Origin of the sequence: Rhodopseudomonas palustris (assembly GCF_007005445.1) — a bacterium.
Classification (GTDB): domain Bacteria; phylum Pseudomonadota; class Alphaproteobacteria; order Rhizobiales; family Xanthobacteraceae; genus Rhodopseudomonas; species Rhodopseudomonas palustris_G.
Window position 1 is genome coordinate 4,282,761 of record NZ_CP041387.1, and the last position, 12,895, is coordinate 4,295,655.

General features: G+C 66.1%; 11 protein-coding genes. 6 read left to right on the plus strand and 5 right to left on the minus strand.

Annotated elements, in window-relative coordinates; genetic code table 11:
* Positions 1-83 precede the first annotated feature (83 nt).
* Entirely contained in the window at positions 84-2,333 is a 2,250-nt protein-coding gene (locus FLL57_RS19710) for a transglycosylase domain-containing protein (RefSeq protein ID WP_142884253.1), read from the plus strand.
* Positions 2,334-2,604: 271 nt separating this feature from the next.
* Here FLL57_RS19710 and FLL57_RS19715 read toward each other — a convergent pair whose 3' ends face one another.
* From FLL57_RS19715 to FLL57_RS19730, 4 genes are all read right to left on the minus strand, one after another.
* Positions 2,605-3,438 carry a M48 family metallopeptidase gene (locus FLL57_RS19715; RefSeq protein WP_013500457.1) on the minus strand — a complete coding sequence of 278 codons (834 nt, stop codon included), beginning with the start codon at positions 3,436-3,438 and terminating at the stop codon, positions 2,605-2,607.
* 256 nt (positions 3,439-3,694) lie between these two features.
* Positions 3,695-5,023: a polyhydroxyalkanoate depolymerase gene (locus tag FLL57_RS19720; protein ID WP_013500456.1), complete on the minus strand. Its 1,329-nt coding sequence runs from the start codon at positions 5,021-5,023 to the stop codon at positions 3,695-3,697.
* A 138-nt stretch (positions 5,024-5,161) separates the two neighbouring features.
* The gene (locus tag FLL57_RS19725) at positions 5,162-5,992 is read right to left on the minus strand and encodes an ABC transporter permease (protein ID WP_142883786.1); all 831 of its coding nucleotides are present in this window, start codon (positions 5,990-5,992) and stop codon (positions 5,162-5,164) included.
* Positions 5,989-6,786: an ABC transporter ATP-binding protein gene (locus FLL57_RS19730; RefSeq protein ID WP_142883787.1), complete on the minus strand. Its 798-nt coding sequence runs from the start codon at positions 6,784-6,786 to the stop codon at positions 5,989-5,991. The genes FLL57_RS19725 and FLL57_RS19730 overlap by 4 nt, the downstream gene beginning before the upstream one ends.
* Positions 6,787-7,059: 273 nt before the next feature.
* Here FLL57_RS19730 and FLL57_RS19735 point away from each other — a divergent pair, with 273 nt between their 5' ends.
* On the plus strand, positions 7,060-8,382 hold the full coding sequence (locus FLL57_RS19735; RefSeq protein WP_013500453.1) for an ActS/PrrB/RegB family redox-sensitive histidine kinase: 1,323 nt from the start codon (positions 7,060-7,062) through the stop codon (positions 8,380-8,382).
* Between the two features lie 91 nt (positions 8,383-8,473).
* Positions 8,474-9,028, plus strand: coding sequence for an ActR/PrrA/RegA family redox response regulator transcription factor (locus FLL57_RS19740; RefSeq protein ID WP_013500452.1), 555 nt, complete (start codon positions 8,474-8,476; stop codon positions 9,026-9,028).
* 126 nt (positions 9,029-9,154) lie between these two features.
* Here FLL57_RS19740 and FLL57_RS19745 read toward each other — a convergent pair whose 3' ends face one another.
* Positions 9,155-9,634: an MmcB family DNA repair protein gene (locus FLL57_RS19745; protein ID WP_142883788.1), complete on the minus strand. Its 480-nt coding sequence runs from the start codon at positions 9,632-9,634 to the stop codon at positions 9,155-9,157.
* Between the two features lie 151 nt (positions 9,635-9,785).
* Here FLL57_RS19745 and FLL57_RS19750 point away from each other — a divergent pair, with 151 nt between their 5' ends.
* The 3 genes from FLL57_RS19750 (at position 9,786) to FLL57_RS19760 (ending at position 12,853) form a co-directional block, all read left to right on the plus strand.
* Entirely contained in the window at positions 9,786-10,904 is a 1,119-nt protein-coding gene (locus tag FLL57_RS19750) for a vWA domain-containing protein (protein WP_142883789.1), read from the plus strand.
* A 68-nt stretch (positions 10,905-10,972) separates the two neighbouring features.
* Positions 10,973-11,641 carry an MBL fold metallo-hydrolase gene (locus tag FLL57_RS19755; protein WP_047307391.1) on the plus strand — a complete coding sequence of 223 codons (669 nt, stop codon included), beginning with the start codon at positions 10,973-10,975 and terminating at the stop codon, positions 11,639-11,641.
* A 234-nt stretch (positions 11,642-11,875) separates the two neighbouring features.
* Complete coding sequence (locus FLL57_RS19760) at positions 11,876-12,853, plus strand: AraC family transcriptional regulator (protein ID WP_013500448.1); 978 nt, start codon at positions 11,876-11,878, stop codon at positions 12,851-12,853.
* The last annotated feature ends 42 nt before the right edge of the window (positions 12,854-12,895 follow it).

Consider the following 12,895-nt stretch of genomic DNA (forward strand, 5'->3'; position numbering starts at 1 on the left):
GGAACCGCGGTTTAACCTTCGCTTTACCGGGCCTTAAACCGGCTCCGCTAGCGTCCGCCGCAACGGTCGGCGTGGACGATGCGATGGCGTGGGGCAGGAAAACAGCCGGCGAAAGGCGAGAGCCTACATTCGGCGCCGGTGAATCGCTCACCGACATGCGCCTGACGCCGCAGGATCGGGTGAATTTGGCCGACGACAAGCCGAAGAAGAAGTCCGCCGGCAAGCCCGGCGGCGGGGCGCGGAGCAAGCGCAAGCCGCGCAAGGGCGTGATCGCGTCGGTGCGCCGGGCGATCGGCCGCGTGGTGTATTGGAGCGCGGTCGCCGGCATCTGGGCGGTGCTTGCGGTGGTCGGCGTCATGGTCTGGGTCGGTGCGCATCTGCCGCCGATCCAGTCGCTGGAAATCCCGAAACGGCCGCCGACCATCACCATCGTGGCCGACGACGGCTCGACCATGGCGGTGCGCGGCGAGCAGGCCGGAACCAATGTGGCGCTGAAGGATCTGCCGCCATATCTGCCGAAAGCGTTCATCGCGATCGAGGACCGAAGATTCTATTCGCATTTCGGCGTCGATCCGCTCGGCATCGGCCGCGCCGCGGTCGCCAACGTGCTGCACCGGGGCGTGGCTCAGGGCGGCTCGACCTTGACGCAGCAGCTCGCCAAGAACCTGTTTCTGACCCAGGACCGCACCCTGACCCGCAAGCTGCAGGAGGTCGAACTGGCGCTGTGGCTGGAGCGCAAGCACTCCAAGGCCGAGATCCTCGAACTGTATCTCAACCGGGTGTATTTCGGCTCCGGTGCCTACGGGGTCGAGGCCGCAGCGCAGAAGTATTTCGGCAAATCGGCCAAGGAGGTCACCCTGGTCGAGGCCGCGATGCTGGCCGGTCTGGTCAAGTCGCCGTCGCGGCTGGCGCCGAACCGCAATCCGGAAGGCGCCGAGAAGCGCGCTCAGATCGTGCTGGCGGCGATGGCGGAAGCCGGCTTCGTCACCGCCAAGCAGGCCCAGGCCGCGATCGCCAACCCCGTTTACACCGTCAAACCGACCGGCGCCGGCACCATCAACTACGTGGCCGACTGGATCGGCGAAGTGCTCGACGATCTGGTCGGGCAGATCGACCAGTCGATCATCGTCGAAACCTCGATCGATCCGAGGCTCCAGTCGGTCGCCGAGGCAGCCATCATCGACGAGCTGGCGGCCAAGAGCGTCAAGTACAAAGTGACGCAAGGCGCGCTGGTGGCGATGACGCCGGACGGCACGGTGCGGGCGATGATCGGCGGGCGCAACTACGCGGACAGCCAGTTCAACCGCGCGGTGACCGCCAAGCGGCAGCCGGGATCTGCGTTCAAGCCGTTCGTCTATCTGACAGCGGTCGAGGCCGGGATGACGCCGGAGACGATTCGACAGGACGCCCCGCTCGACCTCAAGGGCTGGAAGCCGGAGAACTACTCCCACGAATATTTCGGCGCGGTGACGCTGACACAGGCGCTGGCGATGTCGCTGAACACCGTGGCGGTGCGGCTCGGACTCGAGGTCGGGCCGAAGAACGTGGTGCGGACCGCGCACCGGCTCGGCATCGCCTCCAAGCTCGACGCGAACCCGTCGATCGCGCTCGGCACTTCGGAGGTGACGCTCACCGAGCTGGTCGGCGCCTACGCCGCATTCGCCAATGGCGGGTTGCTGGCGTCGCCCCATGTGGTGAAGCGGATCCGCACCGCGCAAGGCAACAAGTTGCTGTACGCCCGCAGCAACGAGACCGCCAGCCGCGTGATGGATCCGCGGGCGGCGGCGATGATGAATGCGATGATGCAGGAGACGCTGCGCTCCGGCACCGCGCAGAAGGCCGATCTGCCCGGCTGGATCGCCGCCGGCAAGACCGGCACCAGCCAGGATTTCCGCGACGCCTGGTTCCTCGGCTACACCGGGACGCTGGTCACCGGGGTCTGGCTCGGGAATGACGACAATTCGCCGACCAGGAAGGCGACCGGCGGCGGATTGCCGGTCGAAGTGTGGACGCGGTTCATGCGCGAAGCGCTGAAAGGCACCACCCCGCAGCCGCTCCCCGGCGGCGGGAGCGGCGGCCCGCTGGTGACGAGCGGCGCCACCGGCGCCGCATCGGGCTCCGGCATCGGCGGTGCGATCGGCGGCTTCCTCAGCGGCGCGGCGCCGACAGGCGGCACTATCGCCCAACCCGGCCCGCGCGGCGAAGCTCAGGTCACCGACATGCCTCCACCACCAGGCGCGGGTCGCATGCCGCCCCCGACGCGCGCCAATGTACGGCCAGAAGCGGACGCGGGACTGGATGGCTGGCTGATGGACCGGCTGTTCGGACGGTAATGGCTCGCACTGATCTGAGCGGTTGGTAGCAAGCCTCAGGATGCGCGGCAGCCCTCACCTCACCCCTTCCCGCAAGCGGGGAGAGGGGAGCGAGCCGCACTCGTCGCGCCGCTGCGGGTCACACAGCGCGCCTCGTCATCCGACGACGGCTCTGTGAGCGTCGACATCTGTGAGGGTGCGACCTCAACCAGCGGGAGACGATCCCCTCTCCGCTTTGCGGGAAGGGTCGGGGAGAGGGCGACGCGTGCAGGCGCGCTCGCAATCAAAGCGTTCAGTCGCTAATGCCGTACCGGTGCAGGTCGTTGCCACAGGTGTCGAGCCAGGTCTTGGCGCGCTCCATCTGCGGGCAGATCCGGCCTACGACCCGCCAGAACCGCGCCGAATGGTTCATCTCCACCAGATGCGCGACTTCATGAGCGGCGAGATAATCGAGCACGTAAGGCGGCGCCAGGATCAGTCGCCACGAGAACGACAGCGAGCCCGCCGAAGTGCACGATCCCCAGCGGCTCGATTGATCGCGCAGCGACAGCCGGGTGACCTTGACGCCCAGTTCCGGGGCGTAGCGATCGCACGCCTTCTGCAGATCCTTGCGCGCCTCGCGCTTCAGAAAATCCAGTACCCGGCGTTCGATGTGCTGCGTTTCGCCGGCGACGCACAGGATCTTCTCGCCGGAGTCGCGCACCTCGGTCCATACCGTCCCGCGGCCGGCGCGGTGCACGATCTTGTGGTCCTGGCCGCGCAACGGCAGCACCGTGCCGGGCAGGAACGGCGCCGCCTTCGGCAGCCGGCCGAGACGCGCCGCGATCCACGCACCATGACGCTGGGCGAATTCCTTGGCGTCGGCGAGCGTCCCGCGCGGCGGCATCGTCAGGATCGCCTCGCGATCGCTCGGATGAATCCGCAAGGTGTATCGTCGGGCCCGGCGGTGACGCCGGATGCGAACGGCAAAGAACTGTGAGCCGTGCCGAACAGGGATCGTCGACGGCTCGGTGGGCCGCCGATAGAGAAGTGCGCGTGCCATGTCTGCAGGTCCAGGAAACAGAAGGTCCCCTGGAATCTGCCATAACCGCCGCCATGGGAAGCGCTCGGCGCAAAAACAAATCATTTGCCCAATATACAGGGCAAAGCGCGTGTCGCACCCCTAAGTGATGGGCCCCGGAACCCGAAAATTCCGCGAATTTTGATTCAAAAGCATGACCTGAGAGGTGACTCAGTCCTCACTACTTGTGGAACCCGTGAATCCAGATTCCCCCAGCGCTCCTGCACCTCTGACGACTCGGCTTGCGCTTGATTCCGCAGCACAAACTCATCATCAGCCGACGCATCATCCACAGCAGACGCCGACCGACGACGCGTACTAATTACTCCGCCGCGCGCGCCGGCACGTCGCTCGCCGCCGAGGCGTGAAAATCGCTGATCCGCGGCACGATCTCGGAGCGGAAACGCGAGCCGTTGAACACGCCGTAGTGACCGACGCCCTTCTGGACGTAGTGAACGCGGCGGTGGTCGGGGATCGAGCTACACAGCCCGTGCGTCGCTTCGGTCTGTCCGAGACCTGAGATGTCGTCGTTCTCGCCCTCGACCGTCATCAGTGCCACGCGAGTGACTTTCGAAGGCTCGACCAGCTTGCCGCGATGGGTCATCTCGCCCTTCGGCAACGCGTGTTTGACGAACACCAGATCGACCGTCTGCAGATAGAATTCCGCCGTCAGGTCCATCACCGCCAGATACTCGTCATAGAATTCGCGGTGTTTGTCGGCGAGATCGCCGTCGCCCTGAACCAGATGGTTGAACAGGTTGCGATGGGCGTCCATGTGCCGATCGAGATTCATGCTGATGAAGCCGTTGAGCTGCAGGAATCCCGGATAGACGTCGCGCATGAAGCCGGGGTGCGGGAACGGCACCTTGGTGATGACGTGGTTGCGGAACCAGTCGATCCCCTTCTCGGCGGCCAGATTGTTGACTGCGGTCGGGTTGCGGCGGGTGTCGATCGGGCCGCCCATCAGCGTCATCGACAGCGGCACGAAGGGATCGCCATTGGCTTCCATCACCGACACCGCGGTCAGAACCGGCACCGATGGCTGGCACACCGCCATGACGTGGACGTTGCCGCCCAGCATCTGCAGCATCTCGATGACGTAATCGACATAGTCGTCGAGATCGAACCGGCCGGCGGCGACCGGCACCATCCGTGCGTCGGACCAGTCGGTGATGTAGACCTCGTGGGTCGGCAGGAACGCCTCGACGGTGCCGCGCAGCAGCGTCGCGTAGTGACCCGACATCGGGGCCACGATCAGCAGCCGCGGATGCGGATGGCGCAGCGGATGCTCCAGCTTGCGCTCGAAATACAGCAGGCGGCAGAACGGCTTCTCCCACACGCTGTGGATTTCGACCGGAACCCGCATGCCGTTGACTTCAGTGTCGTCCAGCCCCCATTCGGGCTTTCCGTAGCGCCGGGTGGTGCGTTCGAACACTTCGCAGGCAGCAGCCACCGACTTGCCGAACTCGGTGTGGCTCCACGGGTTGAGCGGATTCTTGAACGCGAGCTTGGTCGCATCCGACATCGCCCGCGCCGGATTGAGCGAGGCGTGCGCCATCTCGTAGAACCAGTACATCGGCGTGGTCAGCGCCGGACTGACTTCCGCAGGCATCTCCGGCGGGCGACCAAATTCACCAATGACGACCGGCATCGCGTTGTGTCCTTCGTACCCCGTGCAGCGCAATATACTGGCGGCTGGGTCATGGCGCGTCAATCACAAGATCGAAATATGCGCTCCGCCGCGTAAAAAGTAAGCACGGACGTCCCACAGGCGCGTCCGGGAAACGACCTACTCGCCGCTCTGAATCAGCGAGCCGTGCCGCCGGGCGCTATTGAGCATCGCCAGAAAGCTGACGAACGCGGCCGCGAACAGCACCACGTTGATCGCCAGCGCCCACAGCATCAGATCGGCGCGGAACTGCTGCTCGATCAGCAACGCCCGCATGCCTTCGAACACGTAGGTCGGCGGCAGCGTCCAGGCGACGAGTTGCAGCCAGTGCGGAAGCACCGAGACCGGATAGTACACGCAGGCGAGCGGCATCACGCCGAACATCAGGCTCCAGACGATGCTCTCGGCGCCGAGGCCGTGGCGCAGCACCAGCCCGGAGACGAAGATGCCGAGCGCCCATGCGGTGAAGATCAGGTTGCAGAAGAACGCGCCGAGCGGCAGGCCGAACCCGAACAGATTGAAGTCGAACAAGATCATCGCCAGCAGCACCATCGGCACCACACCGATCGCGAGCCGGATCAGGCTCATGATCATCAGCGCGATCAGGAACTCGATCGGCTTCAGCGGGCTCATCATCAGGTTGCCGAGATTGCGCGCCCACATCTCTTCCAGGAACGAGATCGAAAATCCGAGCTGGCCGCGGAACAGGATGTCCCATAGAATCACCGCGCCGATCAGCGTGCCGCCGGCGCGGGCGAAGAAGCCGGCGTTCTGCGCCACGTAGCTCTGCAGGAAGCCCCAGGTGATCACCTGCAGCACCGGCCAGTACACCAGCTCGAACAGCCGCGGCCAGGACGACAGCAGCAGGTACCAATAGCGCAGCACCATCGCGCTGATCCGGTGCCAGGCGATGCCGTGACCGAGTTCTAGGCCGACGATCAAACTCCTCATGATTCAGCATCCCGTGCCCGGCCGCGGGCGACATCGAGAAACACCTCCTCGAGAGACTCGCGGTTGTAGCGCGCCATGATGGCGGCCGGAGTGTCGTCGTCCTCGATCCGGCCGCGCTTCATGATCACGACCCGGTCGCACATCCGTTCGACTTCGAGCATGTTGTGCGAGGCGAGCAGGATGCTGGCGCCGCGTCGCTTGCGGTAACGTTCCAGGTGCGACCTGATCCAATCCGCGGTGTCGGGATCGAGCGAGGCGGTCGGCTCGTCGAGCAACAACAATTCGGGGCGGTTGATCAGCGCCTTGGCCAGCGCGACGCGGGTCTTCTGGCCGGCCGACAGCTTGCCGGACGCCCGATCGAGAAAGTCGGTCAGATCGAGATCGGCGGCGAGCTCGGCGATTCTGCCCTGCAGGTCCGGCACCGCATACAGCCTGCCGAACACCGTGAGGTTCTGCCGCACCGTCAGCCGCGACGGCATATCGACATAGGGGCTCTCGAAATTGATCCGGCCGAGGACGTCGGCGCGCTGCTGCGGCATCGGATGGCCGAGAACGCTGATCCGCCCCGCAGTGGGCAGCACCAGCCCCATGATCATCGCGATCGTCGTGGTCTTGCCGGCGCCGTTGCCGCCGAGCAGCCCGGTGACGCTGCCGCGCGGCACCGCGAACGAGATGTCGTCGACGGCGCGGGCGGTCTTGTAGACCTTGACGAGATGCGAGACCTCGATCGCCGCGGACGCGGACGCTTGCATCGCCGGGACATCCGGCCGGTCGAGGCTGTCGATCACCGTCATGGGCGCCTGTTTGACGATTGCGGGGCGCAAGTGCAAGTGCGGGCCCGACTGGGAGCGCGGGCGCGGCTACGCGAACCTGATACCGGTTGGCCTGAAGAATCCCCATCAAACATCGGACAGATCGAGATCCGGCTGTTCTGCGCCCCGAATCGGAAATGCTCTAAAGTGCGAAACAGAACGCGAGCCACAGCGTGACCGTGGGCGCGTGGCCGGCGCAATCCGCCGCGGCCGGCCGAATTGTGATCTTCGGCGGCCGACGCTACTGTCCGGCGCATGTCCGACGATCTGATTTCCGCCGACTTCCGCCATCCGCGCCGTCACGTCCGTCTCGATACCATCCTGCGGCTGCGCTGGCTTGCGGCACTCGGCCAGCTCGCCGCGATCTTCGTGGTTTCGGAAGGGCTCGGATTCGATTTCGCGGTGATGCCGTGCATCGTCATCATCGCGGCGTCCGGGCTGGTCAACCTGGCACTGCAGATCGCCTTCAACCCGATGCAGCGGATGGAGCCGATCTACGCGGCCCTGCTGCTCGCGCTCAATATCTCGGAACTGGCCGGACTGCTGTATTTCACCGGCGGGCTGCAGAATCCGTTCGCCTTCCTGTTCCTCGGGCCGGTGCTGATCAGTGCGACCGCGCTGCCGACGCGCATGACGATCTCGCTCGGGATTTTTGCGACCGGCTGCGCGGCGTTTCTCGGCTACAGCCATCTGCCGCTGCCCTGGGCCGGCGACGAGCCGGTGGCGCTGCCGCAGATCTATCTGGTCGGCGTCTGGCTTTCGATCCTACTCGCGATCGGCGTCACCAGCCTGTACACGTTCCAGGTCACCGAAGAGGCGCGCAAGCTCGCCGACGCGCTGTCCGCCGCCGAATTGGTGCTGGAACGCGAACAGCATCTGACCCAACTCGACGGCCTCGCCGCCGCCGCCGCCCACGAGCTCGGCACCCCGCTGTCGACCATCTTCCTGATCTCGCGCGAATTGGAAAAGAGTGCCCCGCCGGAGATGGCCTCCGACCTGCGGACGCTGCGCGAGCAGGCCAAGCGCTGCCGCGAAATCCTCGGCAAGATCGCCCAGCTCTCGTCGGCCGGGGCGCCGTTCGACCGCATGCCGCTGTCGACGCTGATCGAGGAGGCCGTCGCGCCGCATCGCGATTTCGGCATCGCGATCAAGATCCGGCTGGCCCAGCCGGGGGAGCCCGAGCCGGTGGTGATGCGCAATCCCGCGATCCTTTACGGCATCGGCAACATCCTGGAGAACGCGGTCGATTTTGCCCGCACCGCGGTCGAGGTGAACGCCTGGTGGAACGCCGACACCGTGCAGATCGTGATTTCCGACGACGGGCCGGGCATCAAGCCCGACGTTTTGCGCCGGATCGGCGAGCCGTATCTGTCGCGCCGCCGCAGCCCGGACGACCCCAACCGTGAGCGTTCCGGGCTCGGCCTCGGAGTGTTCATCGCCCGCACGCTGCTGGAGCGAACCGGCGCCAAGGTCGAGTTTCGCAACAAGACTTTCCCCGACCATGGCGCCATCGTGCAACTGAGCTGGCCCAGGAACCGCTTCGAGATGGTCGAAAATACCGAAAAGGCAGAGGGTTAGGCCGGGGCGCGCGGTCCGGTCGCAGGTCACCTCCCTTGGCAGCACGGCGCCGCCTCCCCATATCTTGATGCACTCGACGAGGAGCCCCGCCGTGAACGTCATTCCCGAACTGACCGACCATACCGATCGCTCGCTGCTGATCGTGGAGGACGACAAGCCGTTTCTCGACCGCTTGGCGCGGGCGATGGAAACCCGCGGTTTTGCCGTCACGGCCTGCGACAGCGTCTCCAGCGGACTTGCCCAGATCGGCAAGGCGGCGCCGGCCTTCGCGGTGGTGGACCTGCGGCTCGGCGACGGCAACGGCCTCGACGTGGTCTCTGCGCTGAAGCGCGAGCGCCCGGATTGCCGCGCCATCGTGCTGACCGGCTACGGCAACATCGCCACGGCGGTGACGGCAGTAAAGATGGGTGCGGTCGACTATCTGTCGAAGCCGGCCGACGCCGACGACGTCGTTGCCGCGCTGCTGTCGACCGACAGCGAAAAATCCGAGCCGCCGCCGAACCCGATGTCGGCCGACCGCGTGCGCTGGGAGCACATCCAGCGCATCTATGAGATGTGCAACCGCAACGTCTCGGAGACTGCGCGCCGCCTCAACATGCACCGCCGCACCCTGCAGCGGATCCTCGCCAAGCGCGCCCCGCGGTAAGCACAGCTCTCCCTTCTGACTATCAGCGGTCATTCCGGGGCGCGAACGAAGTTCGCGAACTCGGAATCCGACACGCGAACAATCCATCGCGAGTCCGGGTCGCCGCTACGCGGCGCCCCGGACCGACTATCCTTCGGAAAATCCCTGCGGGTCGCCGAGGCGGCCGAGGCGCTGGGCGGCGGCAAGCGCGAAGCGCAGCAGCATCAGCTTCCGGGTGGCCGCCGGCAGCTTGTGTTCCGGCGCTTCGCAATGCAGGTGGGCGCCATAACCGTCGGCCACGATCAGCCCGGTATCGGCCGGAAAAATTTCGCACGGCAGATCCTGGGTGAAGGCGAAGAACAGCCGGTCGCAATGCGCCCGGTAGTCGGGCCATTTGTGATCGGCCCGCAGATCCTCCACCGACGACTTGATCTCCACGATCCAGATCTCGCCGCGCTCGTTCAGCGCCACCAGATCGGCGCGCCGGCCGGATGGCAGCGGCAGTTCGCTGACGCAGGCGAAGCCGAGCGAACGCAGCAGCCGCTGCGTGCCGCGCGCAATGTTCAGCGCGGTCTCCGACTGCCGCAAATCGCGCGGCAGAATCATTTGAACGGCATTCGTTTCCATCGCGTCCAAGTCTAGCCGAAGTCGGAGCAGGTGCCCAAGCGGTCACGCGGTTCCGAGCGCGGCCGCAGAACCGTTGCGGGGGCACCTCGGTCGGGTGCCGCAAGGCGGAGCATTGAGCGTGGGCTTGGCGGGGGCGCCGGAGATCATCACGATGAAACGTATCACCATCACAAGCGCGCTGGCTGTCGCCGCGCTGGCGCTTTCGCTCCCCCTCGCGCCGGCGGCGCATGCACGGCCGACCGTCGAAGTCGCCTTCGTGCTCGACACCACCGGCTCGATGAGCGGCCTGATCGAAGGCGCCAAGCGCAAGATCTGGTCGATCGCCACCGCGATCCTCGACGACAATCCCGACGCCGAAATCCGGATGGGGCTGGTCGCCTATCGGGACATCGGCGACGACTACGTGGTCCGCAGCGTCGATCTCACCACCGACATCCAGGATCTCTACGGTCAGCTCCTGCAACTGCAGGCGCGCGGCGGCGGCGACTGGCCGGAGAGCGTCAACGAGGCGCTCGATACCGCGATCAACAAGCTGCAGTGGCGGCAGGGCGGCGACAGCCGCCGCATCGTGTTCGTCGTCGGCGATGCGCCGCCGCACATGGATTACGCGCAGGATACCAAGTATCCCGAGACCCTCGCGGTGGCGCGGCAGAAGGACATCATCGTCAACGCCGTGCAGGCCGGCAGCGCCCGCGATACTGCGCGAGTGTGGCACGAGATCGCCGAGGGCGGCCGCGGCCGTTACATCCCGATTCCGCAGGACGGCGGACAGGTGGTGGTGATCGAGACGCCTTACGACGACGACATCATCATCCTGCAGAAGCAGATCAACGGCACGGTGATCCCCTACGGGCCGGCCCCGCTGCAGCGCCGCACCGAGGAGAAGACCGGGCAGCTCGCCAAGGTGGCTGCCTCGGCACCGGCGGCCGCATCGGACATGGCGAGCTACATCAACAAGCGCGCCCGCAATTCGTCCGAGGCGGTGACCGGCGGCGGTGATCTGGTCAGCGACGTGCTGGCCGGCCGGCAGAAGCTCGACCGGGTCAAGGACGAGGACCTGCCGCAGGAGCTGCGCGCGCTGCCGGCCGAGCAGCGCGCCGCCCGACTGGAAGCGCAGATGATCGCGCGCAAGGCGCTCAACGACAGGCTCGCGGCGCTGGTGAAGCAGCGCGACACCTATCTGACCGCGCAGCGCGACAAACAGCCGAAGCCGGCCTCCTCGTTCGACCGCGAGGTCGAAGCGACCCTGAAGGCGCAGTTGAAACGGTAGCGCCGACAACATCCGCGAGGGCGAACAGCGCTTTGACTCGTCCTCGCGGACGCGGCATTGTCGAGGCCATGAATACCCAGACCGAGAGCAAGGCGAAAGCCGGCGCCGCGATCATTCCCGTCACGCCGTTTCAGCAGAACTGCACGCTGCTGTGGTGCGACACCACCCGCAAGGCGGTGGTGGTCGACCCCGGCGGCGACGTCCCGGAGATCCTGGCCGCGATCGAAAACACCAAAGTCGCGGTCGAGGCGATCTGGCTGACCCACGGCCATATCGATCATGTCGGTGGCGCCGCAGACCTGCGCGACGCCCTCAAGGTCGAGATCATCGGGCCGCACCGCGACGATCAGTTTCTGCTCGACAACGTCGTCAACTCCGGCCGCAGCTTCGGTATCGGCGGCGTGCGCGACGTCACCCCCGACCGCTGGCTCGACGACGGCGACAGCGTCCGCGTCGGCGAGCTGACCTTCCAGATCTTGCACTGCCCGGGTCACTCGCCGGGCAGCGTGGTGTTCTTCAGCGAGGCGATGCGGTTCGCGCTGGTCGGCGACGTGCTGTTCGCCGGCTCGGTCGGCCGCACCGACCTGCCCGGCGGCAGCCACGCCACGCTGATCGACTCGATCACCCGGAAGCTGCTGCCGCTCGGCGATGACATCGGCTTCATCTGCGGGCACGGCCCCGGCTCCAGCTTCGGTCAGGAGCGGCTCACCAACCCGTTCCTGACCGGCGAAGCCTGACCGCGCCTCCGCCTCACCTGCTCCGCCTTCGATCACCTGCCGGACCGCACGCCGCTCGGCGATGTGCCGCTCACCCATGGGCGGGCGGTGTCCTGATCATTGCATTGAACCAATTGCTCTCTGATGCGTCCAATTTTCGGACAATACCTCGGAATCCTACGAGTGACATCTGGTTCCCTCGTTCTGATACCAGGATCGGCCGCGTAATGTGTGGGACCGGAGGCGTGATCAGAGATGACAGTCGAGCTTCTCAACGAACCTCTCTCCCGTTACCCCGCATTCGACACCACTGATCCCGAAGAACTGAGACAGGCCCTGCAGGCCGTCTATGGAGCCCGGCTGGTGGACGCCCCGGCGGCGGCCGATTTTCAGGTTCGCAGCAACTTCGTTCAGCTCGAAGACGTCGCGCTCGGCTTCGGGGTCGGGATCGGCGCGATCACCGTGGAATTCCCTGAAGGCGAATGCGCGCGGCTGCAGATCGCGCTGGCCGGCCAGTTCGTCACCCGCAGTGGCGGATCGACCACCGCGATCAATGCCAGGCAGTCGGGCATCATCTCGCCGGGGCGGAGCGCCCGCACCGAGTATGGGCAGACCTACAAGTTCAGCCTGCTGCGCGTGCAGAGCAGCGCGCTCGAGCGCAAGCTGGGCTCGCTGCTCGGCTGCAAGCCGAAAGCCGCGCTGGAGTTCGAGCCGGCGGCGAACAACGAGGCGCCGCAGGTGGTCAATCTGCGGCGCCTGCTGTGTTTCCTGGCCAATCAGCTCAATTGCAGCCCGCTGCCGCACGTGGTGCTGGCGGAGCTGCAGGAGGCGATCACGCTGTTGTTTCTCAACGCTTTCCGGCACAATTACAGCCGGCAGCTTGAGCGGGAATCGCACGGCATCGCGCCCAAGCACGTCCGGCAGGTCGAGGAATACATCGAGGCCAACTGGATGCGGCCGATCACCATCGAGAAGCTGACGGCGCTCACCGGGATCAGCTCGCGGGGCATCTTCAAGGCGTTCCAGCGCAGCCGCGGCTACTCGCCGATGGCCTTCGCCAAGCGGGTTCGGCTGCAGCACGCCCACAATCTGCTGGCTGATGGTGCGGCCCCGACCACCGTGACGGCGGCGGCGCTGTCCTGCGGCTTCTCCAACCTGGGGCATTTCGCCCGGGACTATCGCGACATGTTCGGCGAGAAGCCGTCCGAGACGCTGCAACGCTCACGGCCCTGAGCCGACGGAGAACGGGCCGCCCCGTTGCCGGGACGGCCCGTC